This is a genomic window from Blastococcus sp. CCUG 61487, assembly GCF_005222955.1.
Classification (GTDB): Bacteria; Actinomycetota; Actinomycetes; order Mycobacteriales; family Geodermatophilaceae; genus Blastococcus.
The window spans coordinates 19,739-45,441 of sequence record NZ_LWUA01000223.1; the positions used below are offsets into that span (position 1 = coordinate 19,739).

A 25,703-nucleotide genomic window follows, 5' to 3' on the forward strand; every position below is an offset into this window, starting at 1 on the left:
AGGCCCCCGCGCCAGGGGGGCTCGGAGACCCCCTTCCGGCAACCGGAACCGGTATGGCAGGTTAGGCGATACTTAGTTAGGGAACCCTTCCCTCAGTTCGACGAGGAGCACCATGCACGCAGCCCGGCCCCTGTCGGCCATCGCCCTCCCCCTGGCCGCAGTGCTGGCCCTGTCCGCGTGCGGTGGCGACGCGGAAGCCGACTCCGGGAGCGGGAACGGCGAGACCGTCGCCTTCACCTGGGACCGCAACCTCAACGCCGCCGAGGAGGACGCCGAGCCCGAGCTCGAGGCGACCACCGTCGAGGTGCCGAAGAACCCCGAGAACATCGTGGTCTTCGACATGGCGAGCCTGGACACCATCGGTGCGCTCGGTGGCGAGGTCTCCGGTGCGCCGTTGGAGTCGGTCCCGGACTACCTCGAGAAGTACCTGGCCGACGACGCCTACAACGTCGGCACCCTGTTCGAGGCCGATCTGGTCAGGATCGAGGCGCAGCAGCCGGACCTCATCGTGATCGCCGGCCGGTCCTCGGCGCTCTACGAGGACCTCAGCGACATCGCCCCGACCGTGGACCTCAGCCTCCGCGGCACCTACCTGGAGAACCTCGAGCGCAACGTGACCTTCCTCGGCGAGGTCCTCGGCGCCGAGGACGCGGCCGAGGCCGCGATCGCCGAGATCACCGAGGGCATCGAGGAGGCCCGCAGCGTCACCGCCGAGGCCGGCACCGGCCTGGGCATCATGGTCTCCGGCGGCCAGTTGAGCGCCATGGCGCCCGCCGGTGAGGGCACCGATGCCCGTGGTGCCCGGGGTGGGCTCATCTACGACGCGTTCGGCGTCGAGCCGGTCGTCGACGACATCAAGGCCGCCACCCACGGCGAGCCGGTCTCCTTCGAGTTCCTGCTCGAGACCGACCCGGACTACCTGTGGGTCGTCGACCGCGACGCCGCCACCGGCGAGAGCGGCGCGCAGGCGGCGGAGGCGGTCCTGGACAACGGGATCGTGCGCCAGACCAAGGCGGCCCGGGACGGCAACATCGTGTACCTGGACCCGGTCGCCTGGTACATCGTCTTCGGTGGCATCGACACCACCAAGATCATGATCGACGACGTCCTGCAGATCGCCGGATGAGGCGTACCGCCCCGGCGGAGCGTCGTCACTGACCGTCGTGACCGCGCTCGACCGACCCCTGACGAGCACCCTCCCCCGCCTGCGGCCCAGCCGCGCGTGGGTGGGGGTGCTCGTCGGCGTGCTGCTGGCCGTCCTCGCCGTCGCCAGCCTGTTCGTCGGCGTCTCCGACGTCACCCCGGCCTCGCTGCTCGCCGGTGGCGGGGAGAGCGACGCGGCGTTCCTGCTCGTCGCCAGCCGCATCCCCCGCACGATCGCGGTGGTTCTCGTCGGCGCCTCGCTGGGCATCGCGGGCCTCATCCTGCAGATGCTCGTGCGCAACAAGTTCGTCGAGCCCAGCACCACCGGCGTGACCGAGTTCGCGATGCTGGGCGCGCTCGTCACGATGATCTTCTTCCCGGGGATGGCGGTCGTCGGGAAGATGGGCGTGGCCGCCGCCTTCGGCCTGCTCGGCACGTGGATCTTCCTGCGCGTGGTCCGGTTCGTGCCGGTTCGCCAGCTGGTGCTCGTACCGCTCGTCGGGATCATGCTCGGCGGCGTCGTCGCCGCCGTGACGACCTTCTTCGCCTACCGCCTCGACCTGCTGCAGTCGCTCCAGCAGTGGTCGCAGGGCAGCTTCGCCAGCGTCATGCAGGGCCGCTACGAGCTGGTCTGGATCGCCGCGGCCATGGTCGTCGTCGCCTGGATCGCCGCGGACAGGTTCAGCGTCATCGGCATGGGCGAGGAGTTCGCGACCAACCTCGGGCTGGACTACCGGCGCGTGGTGGCCATCGGGATGGTGATCGTCGCGGTGATCACCGCCGCGGTGCTCGTCACCGCGGGCATCATCCCGTTCCTCGGCCTCGTCGTCCCCAACGTCGTCAGCCTGATCATCGGGGACAACGTGCGACGGGCGATCCCCTGGGTGGCGGGTCTGGGTGCTGTCTTCGTCGTCGCCTGCGACATCCTGGCGCGGGTGCTGCGCTACCCCTACGAGATCCCGCTCTCGGTCATCGTCGGGGTCGTCGGCGCCGCGCTGTTCCTGTGGCTGCTCCTGCGCAGGGGGAGCCGTGCTCGCTGAACCCGCCGCGCCGTCCCGCGCCGCCGAGCCCCCGCTCCGGAACCGGGTCACCTGGTCCGAGCCCTGGCTGCGGCTGGCCGCACTGGCCGCCGCCGTCGTCGCGCTGATCGCGGTCTTCCTCTTCACCGACGTGCCCGGCTCGCTCTCCTTCGCGCTGGAGATCCGCAGCCGCACGGTGGCCGCCATGCTGGTGGTCTCGACGGCGGTCGGCGTCTCCACCGTCGTCTTCCACACGATCACCCAGAACCGCATCCTGACCCCGTCGATCATGGGGTTCGACGCGTTCTACCTGCTCATCTCCACGGTGATCGTGTTCTTCTCGGGGTCGGCCGCGTTCCTCGCGTTCGACGAGGTCACCCTCTGGCTGGTCCAGGTCGCCGTGATGGTCGCGTTCAGCGTGCTGCTGTTCACCTGGCTGTTCGGTGGCAAGCGGCGCTCGATCCACCTCATGCTCCTGGTCGGGATCGTGCTGGGCACGTTCTTCCGCGCCCTCACCGAGTGGATGCAGCGGATGCTCGACCCGCTGGACTTCCAGATCCTCTCGGACGCGATGTTCGCGACGCTGACCCGGCCGGACGAGACGCTGCTGGTCCTGACCGGCGGGCTCGTCCTGCTCGGCACGGCGATCGTCGTGCCGCTGCGGCGGACGCTGGACGTCCTCTCGCTCGGCGAACCGACCGCCGTCGGGCTCGGGGTGAACCACCGGCGCACCGTGATGCTGTTGTTCGCCGCCGTCTCGATCATGGTCGCGGCGTCGACCGCGCTGGTCGGCCCGATCCTCTTCTTCGGCCTCATCGTGGCCAACCTCGCCTACACGTACGCCGGCTCGTTCCGCCACGTGTGGACGCTGCCGACCGCCGTGCTGCTCGGCATGGTCTGCCTGCTGGGCGGCCAGCTCGTCCTCGAGCGGGTGTTCGGCTACGGCGGCACGCTGTCGACGATCATCGAGTTCGCCGGCGGGCTCTTCTTCCTCTACCTGGTGCTCCGGAAGGGGGCGCGGTGATCGCGCTCGAGAACGTCAGCAAGCGCTACGGCAGCACGACCGTCGTCGACGACGTCTCCCTCACGTTCGGCGGGGAGGGCGTCACCGCGCTCATCGGCCCCAACGGTGCGGGCAAGACGACGCTGTTCAGCCTGGTCGGCCGGCTGCTCAAGCCCGACGCCGGCCGGGTGACCATCGGCGGCCTGGACATCACGCGGACGCCGTCGGGCGAGCTGGCCAAGAGCCTCGCCGTCCTGCGCCAGGACAACCACATCACCGCCCGGCTGACGGTGCAGGACCTCGTGGAGTTCGGCCGCTTCCCGCACTCGAAGGGCCGGCTCACCGTCGAGGACCGCGAGCACATCGAGCGCGCGATCGGCTACCTCGACCTCGGCACCTACCGGAACCGCTTCCTCGACGAGCTCTCCGGCGGGCAGCGCCAGCGGGCGTTCATCGCGATGGTGCTGGCGCAGGACACCCGGTACGTGCTGCTGGACGAGCCGCTCAACAACCTCGACCTGCGGCACATGACCGAGATCATGCGGCTGATCCGGCGGATGGCCGACGAGCTGGGCAAGCGGATCGTGATCGTGCTGCACGACATCAACTTCGCGGCGACGTGGTCCGACCGGATCGTGGCGATGCGCGACGGCGTCGTGGTCGCCGACGCCCCGGCGCGGGAGATCATGCGGCCCGAGGTGCTGGGCGCGGTCTACGACACCCCCGTCGACGTCCGCGAGATCGACGGCCGCCCGGTGGCCCTCTACTACTCCTGACGTCGCCGTTGCGAGCCGGGAGCACCGAAGTGTCCGTACCTCCCGGTAACCCTCTCGGGCGACGGTCGTTGGAGCAGGGCACACATCGTCGTGTCCTGCTTGGAGGGCCCATGCGCCGCTCGTCCCGTCGACTCCTCGGTGCCGTGAGCGGAGCGGTCGTCGTCGCCGCTCTCGCCGCCACCCCCGCGTCCGCCGAGCCGGCCGGGCCGCTGGCCCCGGTGCAGGACTTCCTGGCCGATCAGCTCGGCGCCCTGACCGGCTCCACCACGGTGCTGGTCCACGGCACCGACGCCGCGGCGGCCCGCGCCGCAGTCGCCGCCACCGGCATGCGCACCGTGACCGAGTTCGAGCGGATCGGCGTGGTCGTCGCGTCCGGGACCGCCGATCAGATCGAGGCGGCCCGCACCCAGCCCGGCGTGACCTACCTCGAGGGCAACACCCCGATCGAGTTCGCGCAGGAGACCTCCAACACCGCGACGCGGGGCGCCGAGGCCGTCGCCACGCTCACCGGCGCGAACGGCGAGGCGCTGGACGGCAGCGGGGTATCGGTGGCGGTCATCGACTCCGGCATCGACCCCAACCACCCGTACTTCCGCAACCCCGACGGCAGCAGCGCCGTCGTCGCCAACCTCAAGAGCGTGTGCCTGGTCGAGGTGACGACGACGACGGACTGCGTCGTCCCGGTCCCCGCCTTCGTCGACACCGACACCCTGTCGGTCGGCGGGCACGGCACGCACGTGAGCGGCATCGTGGGCGGCCGGCCGACGACGCTCTCCGACGGCGGCTCGTTCCAGGGCGCCGCGCCCGGCGCCAGCCTGGTCTCGATCTCCACCGGGGCCGTGCTGCTCATCGTGGGAGCGGACTCCGCGCTCAACTGGGTGCTGGAGAACCACGAGGCGCCGTGCGGCGAGGGCGTCCCGGCCGACGTCTGCCCGCCGATCAAGGTCACGAACAACAGCTACGGGCCCAGCGGCGGCGGCGAGTTCGACCCGAACTCCGCGACGGTCAAGCTGCAGCGCGCGCTGGCGGCCGAGGGCGTGGTGACTGTCTGGGCGGCCGGCAACGACGGCGGCGACGGCAGCACCTCGCTCACCAACCCGCCCGGCCAGGACCCGACCGGCGGCATCCTGTCGGTGGCCAGCTACTTCGACCAGGACACCGGAACCCGGGACGGCGTGGTCAGCGAGTACTCCTCCCGCGGGGCCCAGGGCGATCCCTCGACGTGGCCGGACCTGTCCGCGCCGGGCGAGAACATCACCTCGGCCTGCCGGCCCTACCTGCCGATCTGCGCGACCGGGCTGGACTTCCGCAACGGGCCCGGCCTGCTCGACCTCGGCACGTTCAACACGATCAGCGGGACGTCGATGGCCGCTCCGCACGTGGCCGGCATCGTCGCCCAGCTGTTCCAGGCCGACCCCACGGCCACCCCGGCCGAGATCGAGGCGGCGCTGAAGAGCACCACGCACAAGTACACCGACGGTGCCCCGTACACGACCGCGGGCGGTTACTCCACCTCGTACGACAAGGGGACCGGCCTCGTCGACGTCGTCGCGGCGGTGGCCCGGCTGCGCGGCTGACCGGACGTCGGCACCGGCCCGTTCCGGCGGGCCGGTGCCGACGGTTCCACGTGGAACTCCCGCATGACGATCGTGTGTGATCTCGCTCGCGGACAGGCGTGCCACGGCCTCAGCGGGTTAGATCGATGGGCATGTGCGGCCTGTGCGGCGAGATCACGTTCGACGGCTCGACGGCTGACACGACGGCCGTCGCGCGGATGGTGGAGGCCCTGGTCCCCCGCGGGCCCGACGGCCAGGGGTCGTGGAGCAACGGCCGGGTGGCCTTCGGGCACCGCCGGCTCTCGGTCATCGACCTCTCCACCTGCGGCTCCCAGCCGATGGTGGACAACGAGCTCGGGCTGACCGCCGTCTACAACGGCTGCATCTACGACTACAAGGAGCTGCGCGCCGAGCTCGAGGGCCACGGCTACCGCTTCTTCTCGCACAGCGACACCGAGGTGATCCTCAAGGGCTACCACCACTGGGGCACCGACGTCGTCTCGCACCTGCACGGCATGTTCGCCTTCGTCATCGCCGAGCGGGACACCGGCCGCGTGGTGATGGCCCGGGACCGGCTCGGCATCAAGCCGCTGTACCTCGCCGAGACGCCGGGGAAGCGGCTGCGCTTCGCCTCGACGCTGCCGGCGCTGCTCAAGGCCGGGGAGGTCGACACCTCCATCGACCCCGTGGCGCTGCACCACTACCTCTCCTGGCACGCCGTCGTCCCGGCGCCCCGGACGATCCTGAACGGCGTCCGGAAGCTGCCGCCGGCCACGGTGCGGGTCATCGAACCCGACGGCGCCAGCCGGGAGCACCGCTACTGGAACGCCACCTACGAGCGCCGCGCCGAGCACGCGGGCTGGACCCCCCGCGACTGGGAGGACGCGATCGAGGAGGCGCTCCGCGTCGCCGTGCGCCGTCGGCTGGTCGCCGACACCCCCGTGGGCGTGCTGCTCTCCGGCGGGCTGGACTCCTCGCTGATCGTCGGGCTGCTCGCGCAGGAGGGGCAGACCGGCCTGGCGACCTACTCGATCGGCTTCGAGGCGGCCGGCGGCCGGGAGGGCGACGAGTTCCAGTACTCCGACGTCATCGCCCGGCACTTCGCCACCGACCACCACCGCATCCGGGTCGGGTCCGACGAGCTCGCCGGCGCGCTCGGCCACGCGATCGACGCCATGGCCGAGCCGATGGTCAGCCACGACGTCGTCGCCTTCGACCTGCTCAGCGAGCGGGTCTCGCAGACGATCAAGGTCGTCCAGTCCGGCCAGGGCGCCGACGAGGTCTTCGCCGGCTACCACTGGTACCCGCCGCTGGCCGGCGTCGACCGCGAGCAGGCGGTGCGCACCTACGCGCAGGCCTTCTTCGACCGGGACCACGCGCAGATGCGCCAGGTGGTGTCGGGGCGGTACATGCTCGACCAGGACCCGAGCCTGGCGTTCGTGCACGACCACATGTCCGCGCCGGGCGCGGAGACGGCGGTCGACGCCGCGCTGCGCCTGGACAGCGAGATCATGCTCGTCGACGACCCGGTCAAGCGCGTGGACAACATGTCCATGGCGTGGGGGCTCGAGGCGCGGGTCCCCTTCCTCGACCACGACCTGGTCGAGCTGGCCGCGATGTGCCCGCCGGAGCTCAAGCTGGCCGACGGTGGCAAGGGCGTGCTCAAGGCGATCGGCCGGCGGATCATCCCGCCGGAGGTCATCGACCGGCCGAAGGGCTACTTCCCGGTGCCGGCGATCACCCATCTGGAGGGCAAGGTCCTCGACCTGGTGCGCGACGCGCTCACCGACGACGCCGCGCGCGACCGGGCGCTGTTCCGCCCCGAGTACGTCCAGGAACTGCTCGCCGACCCGAACGGCGAGCTGACTCCCCTGCGCGGCAACAAGCTCTGGCAGCTCGGGCTGCTGGAGCTGTGGTTGCAGACGCATGGTGTCTGAGGCGGTGGCCATGACACCCCGGCTGGCAGGGCATCGCCGGCGGAGGGCCGTGGCGTCGACGCCCGAGCTGACCAGCAGGTCCTGGCACGAGCCGTCGGCGCACGAGATCGAGGGGATGGCGGCCGACGTCGTCCTGGACCTGGGCTGGGGCAACCTGGTCTTCGGGCAGACCTTCCGCGACCTGCGCGGGATCGTCGACGTGCTGCGCGCCGAGGAGACCGGCAAGCGCGACATCTGCGTCTACCCCCGCGACCCGCAGGTGCTGGTCGGCATGGCGCCCGACGAGCTGTTCATCGACCCGTCGCTGACCTACCGGCTCGACCTGCACCGCTACCGGCCGCGCCCCGACGTCATCCGCGACGTCTTCGTGCGCACGGTGACCTCGCGCGCGGAGATGGACGTCATCAACGACCTCTACTCGCGCAACGGCATGGTTCCGGCCGACCCCGTGACCATGTGGGCCAACCACCGCACGCGCACCTTCACGTACCTGGTCGCCGAGGACACCCGCACCGGGAAGATCGTCGGCACGGTGACCGGCGTCGACCACACCCTCGCCTTCGACGACCCGGAGGGCGGGACCAGCCTGTGGTGCCTGGTCGCCGACAAGCAGGACGCCCCGACCGGCACCGGCGAGGCGCTGGTGCGGGTGCTGGCCGAGCGCTACGTCGCCCGTGCCCGCGCCTACCTCGACCTCTCGGTCATGCACGACAACACCCCGGCGATCACGCTGTACCGGAAGCTCGGCTTCGTCCGGGTGCCCGCGGTCTGCGTGAAGCGGAAGAACCCGATCAACACCCCGCTGTTCGCCGCCCGCCCGCCCGGGCTGGAGAAGCTCAACCCCTACGCGCTGATCATCGCCGAGGAGGCGCTGCACCGCGGGATCCGCGTAGAGGTCACCGACGCCGACTGGGGTGAGATGCGGCTGACCCTGGGCGGGCGCTCGGTCCTCACCCGGGAGTCGCTGTCGGAGTTCACGACTGCGGTCGCCCTGAGCCGGTGCGACGACAAGCGGGTGACCCGCCGGATCATGCGGCGGGCCGGCGTCCGGGTGGCGCAGGGCGCGCTGGCCTGCGAGGGCGACCTGGACGACGCGCGGGCGCTGATGCACGGGGTCGGGGAGGTCGTGGTGAAGCCCGCCCGCGGCGAGCAGGGCCGCGGGATCACGGTGGGGGTGACCGACGACGAGGGGCTGGAACGGGCGGTCGCGTACGCGCTCCAGTTCTGCCCCGACATCCTGGTCGAGGAGCTCGTGCCGGGCGACGACCTGCGCGTCGTCGTGATCGACCACGAGGTCGTCGCGGCCGCCGTCCGCCGGCCGGCGCAGATCGTGGGCGACGGCGAGCGGACGGTCGAGCAGCTGGTGCGCAGCACGAGCCGGCGGCGCGAGCGGGCGACGGGCGGCGAGTCGCGGATCCCCCTCGACGACACCACCGCCGAGGTGGTCGCCGAGGCCGGCTACTCGATGGACGACGTGCCGCCCAGGGGCGAGGACGTGCCGGTGCGGCGGACCGCGAACCTGCACACCGGCGGGACGATCGAGGACGTCACCGACGAGCTGCACCCGGTGATCGCGGAGGCGGCCGTCCGGGCGGCGGACGCGCTGGGCATCCCGGTCACCGGCATCGACTTCCTCGTCCCCGCGGTGGACGGCCCCGACTACGTGTTCATCGAGGCCAACGAGCGGCCCGGGCTGGCCAACCACGAGCCGCGGCCCACCGCGGAGCGCTTCGTCGACCTGCTGTTCCCGGAGACCCGCCGCCGCTGAGGGGCCAGAAGCGTGCTTTTGGCCCCTTCAGGTCACAGGCCGAGTTCGGCGCGGATCTCGTCGCCGTGCTGGCCGGCCTGCGGCACCGTGCCCACCGAGCCCGGTGTCGCGGAGAACCGTGGGGCGACGGCGGGCTGCACGGTCCCGTCGACCTCCACGAAGACGCCCCGCTCCCGGTTGTGCTCGTCCTGCGTCGCCTCCACCAGCGACCACACCGGTGCGACGCAGGCGTCGGTGCCGGCGAACACCTTCCACCACTCGTCGCGGGTCCTGCCGGCGAACAGCTCGGTGAACCGCTCGCGCAGCGCCGGCCACTGCTCCGGCTGGTAGCGGTCGGGGAACGACTCGTCCCCGGCGACGCCCAGCCCCTCCAGCAGGGCGGCGTAGAACTGCGGCTCCAGCGCACCGACCGCGAGGAACTGCCCGTCGGCGCAGCGGTAGACGTCGTAGAACGGGGCGCCGGTGTCGAGCAGGTTGACCCCGCGCTCGTCCTGCCAGGCCCCGGTGGACAGCATCCCGTGGATCATCGTGGTGAGGACGGCGGTGCCGTCGACGATCGCGGCGTCGACCACCTGGCCCTGCCCCGTCGCGCGCGCGTGCAGCAGCGCGGCCACGGCGCCCAGCGCGAGGAACACTCCTCCGCCGCCGAAGTCGCCGAGCAGGTTGATCGGCGGCGCCGGCCGCTCGTCCGGGCGCCCGCTCGCGCCCAGCGCGCCGGTCAGCGCGATGTAACCGATGTCGTGCCCGGCCGTCGGCGACAGCGGGCCGGTCTGCCCCCAGCCGGTCATCCGGCCGTACACCAGCGCCGGGTTGTCCTCCAGCAGCACGTCGGGCCCGAGGCCGAGCCGCTCCATGACACCGGGCCGGAACCCCTCGAGCAGCACGTCCGCTCGGCGCACCAGGGCGCGGACCACCTCGAGGTCCGCCGGGTCCTTCAGGTCGAGGGCGATCGAGCGCTTCCCGCGGTCCAGCAGCGAGGTCGCGCCCAGGCCGCCCCCTCCCCCGCGACGGTCGATGCGGACGACGTCGGCGCCCAGGTCGGCCAGGAGCATGCCGCAGAACGGCCCCGGCCCCAGCCCCGCGAACTCCACCACACGCACACCCGAGAGCGGCCCCACGCCCATCTCCTCTGCACCCCGGGCCCGCGCCGTCGCACGCCCTCGTCGGTGGCATGCTGCCGGATGTCAGGAGCAGGCGGTGACGGGGGGCACAGTGATCGCCTACGTCGCTGCCGCTCTGGGCGGGGGGCTGGGCGCCCTGGCCCGCTGGGGCGTCGCCGCGTGGCTGCCGTGGGAACCAGCCGGCTGGCCGTGGGCCACGCTGCTGGTCAACCTCTCCGGCTGCCTGCTCCTGGGGCTGCTCCTGGCCCTCGTGTTCGCCCGCTCCGCGGATGGCTCGTGGCTGCGCCCGTTCCTGGGCACCGGCGTGCTCGGCGGCTACACCACGTACTCGGCCTTCGCCGTCGAGGTGGTGCAGCTGGCCGAGGCCGGCTCCTGGGCCACGGCCGCCGGCTACCTGGCCGCTTCCGTGCTGGGTGGGATCGTGGCGGCGGGCACGGGCCTGGCGGCCGGCCGGGCGATCGCCAGGCCGCGTCCGGACCGGGACGACATGCTGGACGCCGAGGAGTCGATCGCGTGACGCCCCTGCTCGTGGTCCTCGGCGCCGTCGTCGGGGCGCCGCTGAGGCTGCTCGCCGAGCGCGTGGCGGTCGCGCGGCGCGGCCCGGGCTCCGTCGCGGGGACGGCGGTGGTCAACGTCGCCGGGAGCGCCGTCCTCGGGTTCCTGCTCGGGCTGACCGACGTCGCCGGCTGGCTCGTGGCCCTGGTCGGGACCGGGTTCTGCGGCACGCTCACGACGTTCTCCACGTTCGGAGCCGACGTCGTCCGGCTGGTCGAGCAGCGGGCGATCGGGCGGGCAGCCGCGTATCTCGCCGGCACACTGGTGCTCGGCCTGGCTGCTGCGGCGACCGCGTACGGAGCGGCCCGCCTGCTCTGACCGGCGGGTATCGGTAGGGTTCAGTTCGGTATGACCGAGCGCACAGGTGCAGAGGTGGGGGCCGAGAGCCCGGTCGTCGTCGTCGCCAACCGGCTGCCGGTCGACCAGATCACGGAGCCGGACGGGAGCACCCGCTGGCAGCGCAGCCCGGGCGGGCTGGTGACGGCGCTGGAGCCGTTCGTCGCCGGGCGCGGCGGGGCGTGGGTCGGCTGGTCGGGCTCGGCGGGCGAGGCGCCGGAGCCGTTCGAGTCGGGCGGGATGTCCCTGATCCCGATCCCGCTCTCCGAGGCGGAGGTCGACCGCTACTACGAGGGCATGTCGAACGCCTCGCTGTGGCCGCTGTACCACGACGTGGTCGAGAAGCCGGAGTACCACCGGGCCTGGTGGGACACCTACGTGCAGGTCAACAAGCGGTTCGCCGAGCGGACGGCGACGGTCGCCGCGGAGAACGCGATCGTGTGGGTGCACGACTACCAGCTGCAGCTGGTGCCCGCGATGCTCCGCCAGATACGCCCCGACCTCACGATCGGATTCTTCCTGCACATCCCCTTCCCGCCCTACGAGCTGTTCACCCAGCTGCCGTGGCGGTCGGCGGTCGTCGAGGGGCTGCTCGGTGCGGACCTGGTCGGCTTCCAGCGCCCGGCGGCGGCCGCGAACTTCGTCCAGCTCGCCCGGCGGCTGCACGACCTGCCCGCCCGCGGCCAGGTCGTCGAGTACGACGGCCGCACCGTGGCGGCGAGGGCCTTCCCGATCTCCATCGACGTGCGCGCGTTCGACGAGCTGTCCCGCTCCCCCGAGGTGGTCGCCCGCGCCGAGGAGATCCGCGCCGAGCTGGGCAACCCGACGAAGATCATCCTGGGGGTCGACCGGCTCGACTACACCAAGGGCATCAGCGTCCGGCTCAACGCGTTCGAGGAGCTCCTGGAGGACGGCGCGGTCGAGGCGCCGGACACCGTGCTCGTGCAGGTGGCCACGCCCAGCCGCGAGCGGGTGGAGCACTACGTGCACATGCGCGAGACGATCGAGCAGCAGGTCGGGCACATCAACGGCGTCTTCGGCTCGATCGCCGGCCCCGCCGTACACTACTTCAACCAGTCGATGCCGCGGGAGGAGCTGGCCGCGCTCTACCGCGCGGCCGACGTCATGCTCGTCACCCCGTACCGCGACGGGATGAACCTGGTCGCGAAGGAGTACGTCGCTGCCCGCGGGGACCTCGGCGGCGCGCTGGTGCTCTCGGAGTTCGCGGGGGCCGCAGCCGAGCTCAAGCAGGCGTTCCTGGTCAACCCGCACGACATCGCCGGGGTGAAGAGCCAGCTGCTCCGCGCCCTGCGAGTGGAGCCGGCCGAGGCGGCGAAGCGGATGCGGGCGATGCGCCGGCACCTGGCCAAGAACGACCTCGACCACTGGGCCGACTCCTTCTTCACCGCGCTGCGCGACCAGGCCGCAGACCAGCCCACCGGGCGCCAGGCGGGGCGCGTCTCCGCTCCCCTGTCCACCGGACGGGGCGGGGCCCAGGGATGACCCTGCCGGACGGCCTGGACGCGGCCCTCTCCGCCTTCGCGGCACGGCGGCCGCTGCTGGTCGCGAGCGACTACGACGGGGTGCTGGCGCCGCTGGTCGGCGACCCTTCGGACGCCGTCCCCGAGGCGGGTGCCGCCGAGGCGCTCGGCCGGCTGGCCGGCATCGACGGGGTCACGGTGGCGATCGTCAGCGGTCGCGGGGTGGCCGACCTGCAGGCCACGAGCGGGCTCACCGGTCCCTTCCGCTGGGTCGGCAGCCACGGCGCGGAGTTCGACGGCCCGCTGGCCGGGGACCTCGCCGCGCGCCGCGACGCGCTCGCCGAGCGGCTGGCGCCGGCGGTGTCCCGGGTTCCGGGCGCCCGCCTGGAGGTGAAGCCGGCCAGCGTGGCGGTGCACGTCCGCGAGGTCCCCGACCGGGCCGCTGCCGCCGCGCTGCTGGACGAGGCCCGGTCGCTGGCCGATTCGTCACTGACGCTCAAGCCGGGCAAGGAGGTGCTGGAGCTGGCGGTCACGGACGCCGACAAGGGCAGCGCCCTGCTCCGGCTGGCCGCCGACCTCGGGGCGGTCGCGACGCTCTACCTCGGGGACGACGTGACCGACGAGGACGCCTTCCGCGTCCTCGGGGAGGACGACGTCACCGTCAAGATCGGCGACGGCGAGACGGCCGCCGCGCACCGGCTCCCGGACACCGCCGCCGCGGTGGGCCTCCTCGATCGCCTGGGTGCGCTCCTGTCCTGACCCGGGCCGGCACCGCGTCGCGGGAGCGACCCAGAGGACTTTCGTCCCGACCGTTGCGCCACCGTCCCGCCGATGTCGACATCCGTCGTCCCTTCCGACGCATCCCTGCGGAAAACGACGATGCAGAACAATTGCGGCAGCACATCGACCATTCGGCCATGTCGATACATCGCCTCGCGGAATGGCCTGACCATGGCTATGCATAACGATGTGGCGGAAGTGCGCAGAGACACTTCTCCGGCCTGGCTGGACTCACCACACTTCCGGGCATCCACATCCCGGGCATGTGTCCCATGTCCCGTCCAGGAACGGCTGGCCATGACCTCGACAGCACATCTCCCCCCTGCCGGCCGGCGTGCCGGCTGGTTTGCGAACCGACCGCTCGCGGTGAAGTTCGGTGTCCTCGTCGGCGCGGTCCTCGTGTCGCTCGCCGGGGTCGTCGCCTCGCTGCTGGTGGGCAACGCCGGCGTGCGGGACGCCGACCACCGCCTCATGGACCTCGAGCACGCGCAGGCGCTCGTCCTCCAGCTCGACACCCGGGCCAGCGAGCTCAAGGTGGACGGGTTCAAGGCCATCACCCGGCCCGACCCGGCCGCCCAGCTGCCGGAGCTCGCGGAGGACATCGCGACTCCGGAGGGTCTGCTCGAGGAGCTCGCTGCCATCGACCTGGAAGGGCCGGTGGCCGAGACGGTCGCCGACCTGCAGGCCGATTTCGGCCAGTACACCGCCGCCATCTCCGCGTTCGTGGACGCCGCGGTCGCCGACCAGGAGGGCACCCGGTTGCGCTGGGAGGAGATCCAGGCGGCCAACGACCTCACCGACGGCGCCGTGAGCGCGGCCAAGGACGAGCTCGGGGCGGCCGCCGCGGCCGCGGAGGCGGAGCTCCTGGAGTCCATCGACCGCTCCGAGCTCACCAGCCTGGTCGTCGCGCTGGTCGGGCTGCTGGTCATCGCCGGTGTCAGCTGGGTGACCCTCAGGTCGATCACCCGCCCGGTGCAGAAGGTCAAGGAGTCGCTGGAGGCGCTCGCCCTCGGCGACCTCACCGTCGCCACCGGGGTCACGGCGCTCGACGAGGTCGGTCAGATGGCCGCCGCACTGGACACCGCCCAGGTGAAGCTCCGGGAGGTCATGGCGACAGTCGTGGGTTCCGCGGACGCGGTGGCCGCGTCGTCGGAGGAGTTGTCGGCGTCGTCGGCGCAGATCTCGGCGTCGGCGGAGGAGACCTCCGCGCAGTCGGGTGTGGTGTCCGGTGCCGCGGAGGAGGTCAGCCGCAGCGTGCAGACCGTCGCCGCGGGGGCGGAGCAGATGGGTGCCAGCATCCGGGAGATCGCGAGCAACGCGGCGGAGGCGTCGGAGGTGGCGTCTCGTGCGGTGACCGCCGCGGAGACCACCACCGCGACGGTCGCGAAGCTGGGTGAGTCGAGCGCGGAGATCGGCAACGTCGTCAAGGTCATCACGAGCATCGCGGAGCAGACGAACCTGCTGGCGCTGAACGCCACGATCGAGGCCGCACGCGCCGGGGAGGCCGGCAAGGGCTTCGCGGTCGTGGCCAACGAGGTGAAGGAGCTGGCGCAGGAGACGGCGAAGGCGACCGAGGACATCGCCCAGCGGGTGCTGGCCATCCAGGGCGACACGACCGCGGCGGTGGCGGCGATCGAGGAGATCTCGAGCATCGTCGCGCAGATCTCCGACCGGCAGACCACGATCGCCTCGGCGGTGGAGGAGCAGACGGCCACCACCAACGAGATGTCCCGTTCGGTGCAGGAGGCCGCCGGGGGCACGACGCAGATCGCGGAGAACATCACCGGGGTCTCCACCGCGGCCGACTCCACCACGCAGGCCCTGACCCAGACCCGCACCGCCGTCGACGAGTTGTCCCGGATGGCCGCGGACCTGCGCAGCACCGTCGGGAGGTTCACCTACTGACGGACGGCACGCGAACTCACGTTCTCCGACTAACGCCGGCGGCACCCCACGGGGGCCGCCGGCGTTCTGCCGTTCCGGCACCTCAGATCGAGAATGGCGAAAGGCGTCAAGTCGACTCGATCGGAATGGTCACCCGCCATTCTCGACATCACGTGCAACACGCCTCGGAGGGGAGGCGGAACAGCAGCGGTTGCCTTCACCATCGATCGGCGCCCCTTCCATCGCGACACCACCCCTGTGCGCGGTCGGCGTGATCGAGTCCGAGTAGTGAAACCCCAGGAGCACTCCGCATGTCCGTCCCGTCCCCTTCTCGCTCCGCGCGCCGCGGCAACTGGTTCGCCAGCCGGCCCATCGCCCTCAAGATCGGTGCTGCGGTCGCAGTGCTCGCTCTCGTAGCCGTCGCGATGACCGTTCTGGCGGTCTCCCGGATCAGCAACCTCAACACCGCTGCCGAGGAGATCAACGACAACGTCGTCTCCCTCGCCGACCTGGCCGACATCCAGCGCTCCTGGCAGGGCGACCGGTCGCGGTACAACACCTATCCCCTGGCGGACGCCGAGGGCCGGGCCGCGCTCGCTGCGGACCTGACCGAGCGGCGCACCACGATCGAGGACCAGCTCGAGGCATACGCCGACGTCGCGGTGGACGTCGAGGCGTACGAGCAGTTCCGTGCGACCGTCGCGAACTACTACGTGGTCGCCGACGGCCAGCTGGTCCCGGCCGCGGATGCCGGTGACCTCGCGACCGCGGCTGCCGTGATCACCGGTCCGCTGCAGGACCTCTCCGACGTCCTCATGGACCAGTACAACCAGATCCAGGTGAACCGCGTGGGAGCCGGTCAGACCGAGACGGACGAGGCGAAGTCGATGGCCGCCACCGCCGTCGTCACGCTCTGGCTCTCCCTGGCCGTAGGCACGCTCCTGGCGGGCGGGCTCGCCTTCTACGTCGTGCGCCAGATCGTCCGCACGGTGAAGAGCGTGCAGGCCTCGGTCGAGGCGCTCGCGAAGGGCGACCTGACGGTCGCTCCCGAGATCTCCGCCGACGACGAGCTGGGCCGCATGGCCGCCGCGCTGGCCTCGGCGCAGGAGAACCTGCGCGGCGTCATGGCCCAGGTCGTCGGCTCCGCGGACGCGGTGGCGGCGTCGTCGGAGGAGCTGAGCGCCAGCTCGGCGCAGATCTCGGCGTCGGCGGAGGAGACCTCCGCGCAGTCGGGTGTGGTGTCCGGTGCCGCGGAGGAGGTCAGCCGCAGCGTGCAGACCGTCGCCGCGGGGGCGGAGCAGATGGGTGCCAGCATCCGGGAGATCGCGAGCAACGCGGCGGAGGCGTCGGAGGTGGCGTCGCGGGCGGTGACGGCGGCGGAGACCACCACGGCCACCGTGGCGAAGCTGGGCGAGTCCAGCGCGGAGATCGGCAACGTCGTCAAGGTCATCACGAGCATCGCCGAGCAGACGAACCTGCTGGCGCTGAACGCCACGATCGAGGCCGCACGCGCCGGGGAGGCCGGCAAGGGCTTCGCGGTCGTGGCCAACGAGGTGAAGGAGCTGGCGCAGGAGACGGCGAAGGCGACCGAGGACATCGCCCAGCGGGTGCTGGCGATCCAGGGCGACACGACGGCGGCGGTGGCGGCGATCGAGGAGATCTCGGCGATCGTCGCGCAGATCTCCGACCGGCAGACCACGATCGCCTCGGCGGTGGAGGAGCAGACGGCCACCACCAACGAGATGTCCCGTTCGGTGCAGGAGGCGGCCGGCGGGACGACGCAGATCGCGGAGAACATCACCGGCGTCTCCACGGCGGCCGACTCCACCACGCAGGCCCTGACCCAGACGCGCACCGCCGTCGACGAGTTGTCCCGGATGGCCGCGGACCTGCGCACCTCGGTCGGTCAGTTCACCTACTGACCATTGCGGAGGGGCGGTGACCACATTCCACGTCACCGCCCCTCCACCATTCTTCGGCGCGCGGCGGACAGTCTGAGAAGAAGTCTTGAGAGGCGCCATGTCGACAATCCCTGAGTGGTCACCACACTATTTAGACACCGTGCCGCGACACGCTTATTGGTGTGACCCCAACCGAAACCCGAACGCCTAATTTCCTCGTGTGCAGCTGTTGGAGCTGCGCCTCCCGTGATCTGCCGGACGGGCATCGCGATCGCGAACGATGATTCCGTTGATCGGCACCGTGACGAGCACCGAGGAACGAGGAAGACCAGAGATGACGGACAGCAGGCCGATGTGGCGACGTGGTCGTATGGGAGTACGCGGGAAGATCTTGGCGGTCGGTGCCGTCGGGATGGCAGCCGCCATCGCAGTGGGTGCGTTCGGCATTTCAGGCCTGGGCGACGCCGGTGACACTCGGGAACGGGTCGAGGACCTCAACGAAGCACTGGGCCACGCCCGGGGCATGGAGTACTACAACGCCGACGCCAGTGGCTGGCAGGTCGCCTACGCCTGGGACGCCCGGCGCATCGGCGGCGCCGCAGCCGTCTCCCCCGACAGCGGCAACCGCGCCGGCTTCCTCGAGCACATGGACAAGGTCGATGCCGCCCTACTGGCCATGCCGGTGGAGACACTCAGCGAGAGCGAGTCGGCGGTGTACGAGCAGATCATCGCGCGCTGGGATGACTTCTTCGCCATCGACGAACAGATCGCCGGCCTCTACGCGCAGGACACGCCATCGGCGATCGACGCGGCGGACGAGATGCTTCTCGGCGAGGGCTACGGCGTCTACTACGACATCATCGATCTGACGGACGAATTGAAGGCCTCGCTGGTCGCCCGCACCCAGGCCGCGAACGCGGACGCAGAGGCAGCCGAGAACGTGACCCGGTGGTCGATGATCGCCGCCATCGCCCTCGGCACCCTCGTCGTCCTCGGAGTGGCCATCGTCGTGGCCCGCAGGATTATCCGGCCCCTCAACGCGGTCAAGGACGTGGCCACCGCGCTCGCGACCGGCGACCTGACCCGGTCCACGGGGGTGCAGCAGGACGACGAGGTCGGGAGCACGGCTCGAGCCCTCGACGAGGCGATGGAGCGGCTCCGCGAGGTGATGGCGTCGGTCGTGACGAACGCCGACGCGGTGGCGGCGTCGTCGGAGGAGTTGTCGGCGTCGTCGGCGCAGATCTCGGCGTCGGCGGAGGAGACCTCCGCGCAGTCGGGTGTGGTGTCCGGTGCCGCGGAGGAGGTCAGTCGTAGCGTGCAGACGGTCGCGGCCGGCGCGGAGCAGATGGGGGCTTCGATCCGGGAGATCGCCAGCAATGCCGCGGAGGCGTCGGAGGTGGCGTCTCGTGCGGTGACCGCCGCGGAGACCACCACCGCGACGGTCGCGAAGCTGGGCGAGTCGAGCGCGGAGATCGGCAACGTGGTGAAGGTGATCACGAGCATCGCGGAGCAGACGAACCTGCTGGCGCTGAACGCCACGATCGAGGCCGCCCGGGCTGGTGAGGCCGGCAAGGGCTTCGCGGTGGTGGCCAACGAGGTGAAGGAGCTGGCGCAGGAGACGGCGAAGGCCACCGAGGACATCGCCCAGCGGGTGCTGGCCATCCAGGGCGACACGACCGCGGCGGTGGCGGCGATCGAGGAGATCTCGGCGATCGTCGCGCAGATCTCCGACCGGCAGACCACGATCGCCTCGGCGGTGGAGGAGCAGGAGGCCACCACCAACGAGATGTCGCGGTCGGTGCAGGAGGCGGCCGGCGGGACGACGCAGATCGCGGAGAACATCACCGGTGTCTCCACGGCGGCGGAGTCGACGACCCAGGCGCTGACCCAGACCCGCACCGCCGTGGACGAGCTGTCCCGGATGGCGGCTGACCTGCGCGCCACCGTGGGCCGGTTCAGCTACTGACGGCCCGTCACTGGCACCCCCGCGGGTGCCGATAACAGGCAGGACGGCCGGTCGGCGGCGGGCTCACCCCGAACCCGCCGCCGGCCCGCCGATGACCACGGGGCGACCGCCCTGGAGACGCAGAGAGAAGGCACCAACGGTGGACGGTCTGGACGACATCGTCGAGGAGTTCCTGGTCGAGAGCCACGAGAACCTCGACCAGCTCGACTCCGACCTCGTCGCGCTCGAGCAGGACCCGAACTCCCGTGAGCGGCTCTCGAGCATCTTCCGGACGATTCACACGATCAAGGGCACCAGCGGCTTCCTCGCCTTCAACCGGCTCGAGGAGGTCACCCACGTCGGGGAGAACATGCTCTCCCGACTCCGGGACGGCGAGCTCGCGCTCACGCCGGTGCGCACCAGCGTCCTGCTGCAGATGGTCGACACCGTCCGCGCCCTGCTGACCTCCATCGAGGCCAGCGGCGGGGAGGGCACGGTCGAGGTCGCCGGTGTCGTCGCCGCGATCAGCGCGGCCATGGAGGACACGCCGGCCGCCGCCGCGCCGTCGGTCCCCACCCCCCGCGCCGCGGAGGACTCGACGAGCACCCCGGCAGAGACGGCGACCAAGGCGCCCGCCAAGGCCGCCGCGAGGAGCCCGGCGAAGCCTGCCGCCAAGGCCCCCGCGAGGAGCACGGCCAAGGCGCCGGCGAAGAAGACGACCGCGCGCAAGACCGCAGCGCCGCGCGCGACGACGAAGGCGGCAGCCGCCGCGGAACCAGTGGAGGACACGCCGGTGGCGCCCGCTGAGGAGCCGACCGCCGTCACCACCTCCGAGCTCGAGGGAGCGAGTGCAGTCATGCCCGAGACCACCGTCGAGGAGCTCTCCGCCGTGGAGGCGCCCCAGCCGGCCGAGCACGTCGACGGCGACCCGGCGTCGGCAGGTGACGGCCACGCCCGTCGCGGCGTGGCCGACAGCACCATCCGCGTCGACGTCGACCTGCTCGACGAGCTGATGCTGCTCGTCGGCGAGCTCGTGCTCACCCGCAACCAGATCGTCCAGTACGTCGGCCGGTCGAACGACACCGACCTGGTGCGCGCCTCGCAGCGGCTCAACCTGATCGCCAGCGAGCTGCAGGAGGGCGTCATGAAGACGCGCATGCAGCCGATCGACCACATCTGGTCGAAGCTGCCGCGCGTGGTCCGCGACCTCGGCATGCAGCTCCAGAAGTCCATTCGCCTGGAGATGGAGGGCCGCGAGACCGAGCTGGACAAGACCCTGCTCGAGGCGGTCAAGGACCCGCTGACCCACCTGGTCCGCAACTCGGTCGACCACGGCATCGAGACGCCCGAGGCGCGCCGGGCGGCCGGCAAGCCGGCCGAGGGCGTGCTCACCCTGCGCGCCCGCCACGAGAGCGGGCAGGTCGTGGTCGAGGTCGCCGACGACGGCGCCGGCATCGACCCGGACAAGCTGGGGGCCAAGGCCGTCCAGCGCGGCCTGCTCACCGCCGACGCGCTCTCCCGCATGAGCCCGACGGACATCTTCCAGCTCATCTTCCTGCCGGGCTTCTCGACCGCCGCCGCGGTCACCAACGTCTCCGGTCGGGGCGTCGGCATGGACGTCGTGAAGACCAACATCGAGGCGATCGGCGGCACCATCGAGGTGGAGTCCGAGGCGGGCGTCGGCACCGTCTGCCGGCTGCGCATCCCGCTGACCCTGGCGATCGTCCCGGCGCTCACCGTCGAGTGCGCCGCCGACAGGTACGCCATCCCGCAGATCAGCCTGCAGGAGCTGGTCAGCCTGGACGCGGAGAAGGCGGCCAACGCCGTCGAGGAGGTCGGCGGCGCGCAGGTCTACCGGCTGCGCGGCGAGCTGCTCCCGCTGGTGCGGCTGACCGACGTCCTCGGGCTGTCCAGCGACCGGCACGACGGGCACGTGGTCATCGCCGTGCTCCGCTCGGAGGGCCGGCGCTTCGGTCTCGTCGTCGACCGGGTGATCAACACCGAGGAGATCGTCGTCAAGGCCGTCGGCGGGCAGCTCAAGCAGATCGGGCTGTACCAGGGCGCCACCGTCCTGGGCGACGGCACCGTGGCGCTGATCCTCGACGTCCAGGCGCTGGCCCGCCGGGCGTTGCGCACCGAGAGCAGCGAGCGGAGCCAGGAGGCCGCCCGCGAGGCGGCCGCGGCCGCCGCGCACAGCGAGACCGAGCGGCAGCGGATGCTGCTGGCCGCCATCGGCGGTGGGCGCCGGGTAGCCATCCCGCTCGACACCGTCACCCGCCTCGAGCAGGTGCGCGCCGAGACCGTGGAGAAGGTCGGCAACCGCGAGGTGGTGCAGTACCGCGGCGCGATCCTCCCCATCGTCCGGCTGGACCGGCACCTGGGCGCCTACGGCGAGACCGAGCGCGAGGTGCTGGAGGTCATCGTCTACTCCGACCACGGACGCAGCGTCGCGATCGTGGTCGAGGAGATCCTCGACATCGTCGACGGCGAGGCCGCGGTGCGCAGCGACATCGATGACCTGGGCCTGCTCGGCTCCGCCGTCCTCGGCGACAAGGTCACCGAGCTGCTCGACGTCCGGGCGGCGATCCTCGCCGCCGACCCGGCCTTCTACTCGCCCTCCACCACCTCGACGCCGGCCGGCGTCTCCGACTCCCTGCTGGAGGTCTGACATGACCGCCCCCACCACCGCCCCCGTCACCGGTGGGCAGCTGGCCACCTTCCGGCTGGACGGCGACCTGTACGGCATCGAGGTCGAGCACGTGCAGGAGGTGCTGCGCAGCCAGCAGCTCACCCGCGTGCCCCTCGCCCCCGCCGCCGTCGCCGGCCTGATCAACCTGCGCGGCCAGGTGGTCACGGCCATCGAGCTGCGCGAGCGGCTCGGCCGCCCGCCCCGTCCCGAGGGCACCGACGCCGTGGTGATCGTCGTCCGGCTGCACGGTGAGGCCGTGAGCCTGCTGGTCGACTCCATCGCCGACGTGGTCGACGTCGACGCCAACGATTTCGAGGCGCCGCCGGACACCCTCGAGGGACAGGCACGCGACCTGATCCGCGGGGCCTACAAGCTGCACGGGCAGCTCCTCCTGGCGCTCGACGTGCAGAAGGCGGTCAGCGCCCAGTAGCGCTGGGCGATCGCTCTAGCACGCTCCGCCACCCACACGCGGCCCTCACGCCATCGTCCTCCCGCGATGGGGTGAGGGCCGTGTGGCGCTCCGGGGGTCGGGCCGCCAGCATGGGCGGAACCGATCCCTGGAGGCGACTGCCATGCCCTACTCGCTGGTCAGCGCCGCGACGCTGGGTTTCGACCTGGTGCGCCTCCCGGGTGGCCGGGCCGTCGCCGACGTGCTGCTCGCCGGCCTCGGCGCCGATACCGCCGCCCTCGCGGCGCTCGCCGCGGCCCACCCCTGCCGAGACCTGACCCGTGCCGAGCGCCAGCAGCACGCCGTGCGTGGACGGCGGGCCCGCGAGCTGGCGGCCTCGGTGCCGCACGTGCGCAGTGCGGCCTCGGCGGCAGCCGCGCCGCGCTGCTGGTCACGCAGCTCGAGCAGGGGACCATCGGGGACGCCCCGAACCTCGAGCGCCTGGTCCGCGACGACGTCGTCGGGCCGGAGCACGCCGCGGCCGCCGGGCTCGCCGAGGCGGAACGGGACGACGCCGTCGCCGTGCTCGCCGACGCCGCCGTCGGCTACTGGGCCGCGGGGGTGCTCCCGCCGCTGGTGCGCCGCGAACTGACCGACGCCTTCGACCGCAGCCTGGAGCGCGGCGATCTCGCCGTCCCGGCCGCGGGGGCGGACCTGGGCCCCGCAGCCGACGACCTCGCCGAGTTCCTGGCGGCGATCCGGGAGCTGGACCAGGACGGGCGTGCCGCCTGGCGGGCCGCCGTCGACGAGAGGCGCGGCCGGCACCGGCCGTGGGCCGCAGCCATGCACGAGGCGTCCTGGGCCGCGCACGTCTCCGGGCGCACCCGCGCGCTGGCCGCCGCCCAGCTGCACGCCGTCCAGGCGTTCCTCGACGGGGGCTTCGACCTGCACGACGGCGCCGCCGGTGTCTGGAACGCCGTCGCCGGCTGCGTCCAGGGTGTCGCGATGGGCGACCTGCTCGACGAGACGTCCCAGGCGGTCCTCCGCGCGCCCTGGGTGCGGGTCACCTCCGCCTGACCGCCCCGGCGACGATCAGGTTCCCTGGTCGTCGCGCCTCCTCCCTCGTGGTGGGCGGTGCGGGAGGACGCTGCACGGTGAGGGAGGACCGGTTCGCGGCGCCCCTGACGTGGGCACGACGGTCACCGCCCCGCAGTGTCGACTCGTCGGCCAATTGCCATTTCCACTCGGTTGGGAATGGTCACCACGGAATTGCGTAACGAGTGCGCGTCGCGCCTTTCTTTTCGCGTTGTGGCCACCGATGCTTCTGAGGCGGTTGGGACGACGGCGCCGAGCCGGAGCCATTCGCCGTGGGCACGGCCGGAGCGCTCAAGCAGTGCGATCGCCGTGCCGATCAATGCGGTGAACAGCCTGACCGGGGCTGCCCCGGTCAGCGAGCAGGAGGACACGCGTGAACCCGATCCGGGTGATGGTCGTCGACGACTCCGTCGTCGTCCGCAAGATCGTGACCGACGTGCTCTCCGCCGACCCCGCCATCGAGGTGGTCGGCACCGCGGTGAACGGCAAGGTCGCCCTGGCCAAGATCGGCCAGCTCGAGCCCGACCTCGTCACGATGGACATCGAGATGCCGGAGATGAACGGCATCGAGGCGGTGCGCGGCATCCGGGCCGGCGCGGGCGGAGCCAGGTACGGCCGCGTGCCGATCGTCATGTTCAGCACGCTGACCGACCGCGGAGCGTCGGCCACCCTGGACGCCCTGGCCGCGGGCGCCAACGACTACGTCACCAAGCCCGCCAACGTCGGCAGCGTCGCCCAGTCGATGGAGAGCGTGCGCGAGCAGCTCATCCCGAAGATCAAGGCCCTGACCGGACGCCCGGTCGCGGTCGTGCCCCCGCCGCGCGCCGCGGCGCCCCCTCCCCCGCCGGCCGCTCCGCGCACGGGGCCGCCGAAGTCGCCCGAGGTCCTCGTGATCGGCTCCTCCACCGGCGGGCCCGAGGCGCTGGCGAAGGTGCTCCCCCGGCTTCCGGCGTCGCTGCCCGTCCCGGTACTCCTCGTCCAGCACATGCCCCCGGTGTTCACCCGTCAGTTCGCCCAGCGGCTCGACCGCCTGTGCGCGCTGCGCGTCGTCGAGGCCTCCGACGGGACGCCGCTGCTGCCGGGCACCGTGCACCTGGCTCCCGGCGACCACCATCTCGTCGTGCGCCCCGTCGGCGCCGGCGGGCGGGCCGGCCTGCAGACCGGTCTGCACCAGGGACCTCCCGAGAACTTCTGCCGTCCGGCGGTCGACCCCCTGTTCCGGTCCGTCGTCGAGGCCTTCGACGGCGCCGTCCTGGCCGTCGTCCTGACCGGCATGGGCTCCGACGGCCGCAACGGCGCCGGCGAGGTCCGTGCCGCGGGCGGCCGGGTGATCGTCCAGGACCAGGCGACCTCGGTGGTCTGGGGTATGCCCGGCGCCATCAGCCAGGCCGGCTACGCCGACGAGGTGCTGCCGCTGGACCGCATCCCCGACGCCATCACCCGCCACCTGGCCGGTGCATCCGGCGTTCGCACCACCGTCACCACAGCTGGAGTTCCCCGATGACCCTCACCACGACCAGCTTCGACTGGGTGCGGGAGCTCGTGCACCGCGAGAGCGCGATCGTGCTGCAGCCGGGCAAGGAGTACCTCGTCGAGGCACGGCTGCTGCCGATCGCCCGGCAGGCCGGCCTCAGCGACGTGTCCCAGTTCGTCGACGCGGTGCGCCGCCGCCCGGACCCGGCCGACATGCGCCGGATCGTCGAGGCGCTCACCACCAACGAGACGTCGTGGTTCCGCGACGGCGATCCGTTCACCGGGCTCACCTCCACGGTGCTGCCGGCGCTGCTCGCCGCTCGCGGACCCAACGAGAAGCTGCAGATCTGGTCGGCGGCCTGCTCCAGCGGGCAGGAGCCGTACACGATCGCGATGCTGCTCGAGGACGCGCTGCCGAACGCCTCCAGCCGGGTCGCGATCACCGCGACCGACCTGTCCCGCGAGATGGTCGCGCGCACCGCCGCCGGCCGATTCAGCCAGCTCGAGGTGAACCGCGGGCTGCCGGCACCCATGCTCGTCCGGCACTTCACGCGGGTCGGCACCGAGTGGGAGGTGGCCGCGCCGCTGCGCCGGATGGTCACCGCCCGCGAGTGCAACCTGGCCGCGCCGCTGCCTCGGATGGGCCCGTTCGACGTCGTGTACCTGCGCAACGTGCTCATCTACTTCGACCTGCCGACCAAGCAGTCGATCCTCCGGCGGGTGCGCGAGCTCATGCGCCCCGACGGCTGGCTCTTCCTCGGCGCCGCGGAGACCACCCTCGGCGTCGACGACCAATGGGAGCGGGTCGTCGTCGGCCGCAGCTCCGCCTACCGCCCGCTGAAGGGGGCCTGAC

20 protein-coding genes are annotated in these 25,703 nt (G+C 72.0%); 19 read left to right on the forward strand and 1 reads right to left on the reverse strand.

What is annotated here, in order from left to right:
- Positions 1 to 112 precede the first annotated feature (112 nt).
- The 7 genes from A6V29_RS11580 to ngg all read left to right on the forward strand — a co-directional run bounded on the left by A6V29_RS11580 (position 113) and on the right by ngg (position 9,202).
- Entirely contained in the window at positions 113 to 1,126 is a 1,014-nt protein-coding gene (locus tag A6V29_RS11580; protein WP_137160431.1) for a siderophore ABC transporter substrate-binding protein, read from the forward strand.
- Positions 1,127 to 1,163: 37 nt separating this feature from the next.
- The gene (locus A6V29_RS11585; RefSeq protein ID WP_212719298.1) at positions 1,164 to 2,183 is read left to right on the forward strand and encodes an ABC transporter permease; all 1,020 of its coding nucleotides are present in this window, start codon (positions 1,164 to 1,166) and stop codon (positions 2,181 to 2,183) included.
- Positions 2,173 to 3,186 (forward strand): iron chelate uptake ABC transporter family permease subunit, encoded by a 1,014-nt coding sequence (locus tag A6V29_RS11590; protein ID WP_137160432.1) that lies wholly within the window; start codon positions 2,173 to 2,175, stop codon positions 3,184 to 3,186. The genes A6V29_RS11585 and A6V29_RS11590 overlap by 11 nt, the downstream gene beginning before the upstream one ends.
- Positions 3,183 to 3,941, forward strand: a complete 759-nt coding sequence (locus A6V29_RS11595; protein ID WP_137160433.1) for an iron ABC transporter ATP-binding protein — start codon at positions 3,183 to 3,185, stop codon at positions 3,939 to 3,941. The genes A6V29_RS11590 and A6V29_RS11595 overlap by 4 nt, the downstream gene beginning before the upstream one ends.
- A gap of 110 nt (positions 3,942 to 4,051) precedes the next feature.
- On the forward strand, positions 4,052 to 5,518 hold the full coding sequence (locus A6V29_RS11600; RefSeq protein ID WP_137160434.1) for a S8 family serine peptidase: 1,467 nt from the start codon (positions 4,052 to 4,054) through the stop codon (positions 5,516 to 5,518).
- Between the two features lie 125 nt (positions 5,519 to 5,643).
- Positions 5,644 to 7,434, forward strand: coding sequence for an N-acetylglutaminylglutamine amidotransferase (locus A6V29_RS11605; protein WP_249933178.1), 1,791 nt, complete (start codon positions 5,644 to 5,646; stop codon positions 7,432 to 7,434).
- Positions 7,435 to 7,483: 49 nt separating this feature from the next.
- Positions 7,484 to 9,202, forward strand: a complete 1,719-nt coding sequence (gene ngg, locus A6V29_RS11610) for an N-acetylglutaminylglutamine synthetase (RefSeq protein WP_249933179.1) — start codon at positions 7,484 to 7,486, stop codon at positions 9,200 to 9,202.
- 32 nt (positions 9,203 to 9,234) lie between these two features.
- On the opposite strand, the gene A6V29_RS11615 is transcribed toward ngg, so the two are convergent.
- Complete coding sequence (locus A6V29_RS11615; RefSeq protein ID WP_137160436.1) at positions 9,235 to 10,326, reverse strand: CaiB/BaiF CoA transferase family protein; 1,092 nt, start codon at positions 10,324 to 10,326, stop codon at positions 9,235 to 9,237.
- A gap of 73 nt (positions 10,327 to 10,399) precedes the next feature.
- Between A6V29_RS11615 and A6V29_RS11620 the strand changes: the two genes are divergently transcribed.
- From A6V29_RS11620 to A6V29_RS11675, 12 genes are all read left to right on the forward strand, one after another.
- On the forward strand, positions 10,400 to 10,840 hold the full coding sequence (locus A6V29_RS11620) for a fluoride efflux transporter FluC (RefSeq protein WP_249933180.1): 441 nt from the start codon (positions 10,400 to 10,402) through the stop codon (positions 10,838 to 10,840).
- Complete coding sequence (locus A6V29_RS11625) at positions 10,837 to 11,196, forward strand: fluoride efflux transporter FluC (RefSeq protein ID WP_137160437.1); 360 nt, start codon at positions 10,837 to 10,839, stop codon at positions 11,194 to 11,196. Before A6V29_RS11620 ends, A6V29_RS11625 begins: the two co-directional genes overlap by 4 nt.
- 30 nt (positions 11,197 to 11,226) lie before the next feature.
- Positions 11,227 to 12,717, forward strand: coding sequence for an alpha,alpha-trehalose-phosphate synthase (UDP-forming) (locus A6V29_RS11630; protein ID WP_249933181.1), 1,491 nt, complete (start codon positions 11,227 to 11,229; stop codon positions 12,715 to 12,717).
- Complete coding sequence (gene otsB / locus A6V29_RS11635; protein WP_137160438.1) at positions 12,714 to 13,454, forward strand: trehalose-phosphatase; 741 nt, start codon at positions 12,714 to 12,716, stop codon at positions 13,452 to 13,454. Before A6V29_RS11630 ends, otsB begins: the two co-directional genes overlap by 4 nt.
- Before the next feature lie 318 nt (positions 13,455 to 13,772).
- Positions 13,773 to 15,380 carry a methyl-accepting chemotaxis protein gene (locus tag A6V29_RS11640; protein WP_137160439.1) on the forward strand — a complete coding sequence of 536 codons (1,608 nt, stop codon included), beginning with the start codon at positions 13,773 to 13,775 and terminating at the stop codon, positions 15,378 to 15,380.
- Positions 15,381 to 15,670: 290 nt separating this feature from the next.
- Positions 15,671 to 17,281 (forward strand): methyl-accepting chemotaxis protein, encoded by a 1,611-nt coding sequence (locus tag A6V29_RS11645; RefSeq protein WP_137160440.1) that lies wholly within the window; start codon positions 15,671 to 15,673, stop codon positions 17,279 to 17,281.
- A 391-nt stretch (positions 17,282 to 17,672) separates the two neighbouring features.
- Positions 17,673 to 19,226, forward strand: a complete 1,554-nt coding sequence (locus A6V29_RS11650; RefSeq protein ID WP_249933182.1) for a methyl-accepting chemotaxis protein — start codon at positions 17,673 to 17,675, stop codon at positions 19,224 to 19,226.
- A gap of 139 nt (positions 19,227 to 19,365) precedes the next feature.
- Complete coding sequence (locus tag A6V29_RS11655) at positions 19,366 to 21,873, forward strand: chemotaxis protein CheA (RefSeq protein WP_137160442.1); 2,508 nt, start codon at positions 19,366 to 19,368, stop codon at positions 21,871 to 21,873.
- A 1-nt stretch (position 21,874) separates the two neighbouring features.
- Positions 21,875 to 22,324 carry a chemotaxis protein CheW gene (locus A6V29_RS11660; protein ID WP_137160443.1) on the forward strand — a complete coding sequence of 150 codons (450 nt, stop codon included), beginning with the start codon at positions 21,875 to 21,877 and terminating at the stop codon, positions 22,322 to 22,324.
- Positions 22,325 to 22,864: 540 nt separating this feature from the next.
- Positions 22,865 to 23,359: a hypothetical protein gene (locus A6V29_RS21625; protein WP_249933183.1), complete on the forward strand. Its 495-nt coding sequence runs from the start codon at positions 22,865 to 22,867 to the stop codon at positions 23,357 to 23,359.
- A 391-nt stretch (positions 23,360 to 23,750) separates the two neighbouring features.
- Positions 23,751 to 24,881: a protein-glutamate methylesterase/protein-glutamine glutaminase gene (locus A6V29_RS11670; protein WP_137160444.1), complete on the forward strand. Its 1,131-nt coding sequence runs from the start codon at positions 23,751 to 23,753 to the stop codon at positions 24,879 to 24,881.
- Positions 24,878 to 25,702 (forward strand): CheR family methyltransferase, encoded by an 825-nt coding sequence (locus A6V29_RS11675; protein WP_137160445.1) that lies wholly within the window; start codon positions 24,878 to 24,880, stop codon positions 25,700 to 25,702. The genes A6V29_RS11670 and A6V29_RS11675 overlap by 4 nt, the downstream gene beginning before the upstream one ends.
- Position 25,703: the final 1 nt, after the last annotated feature.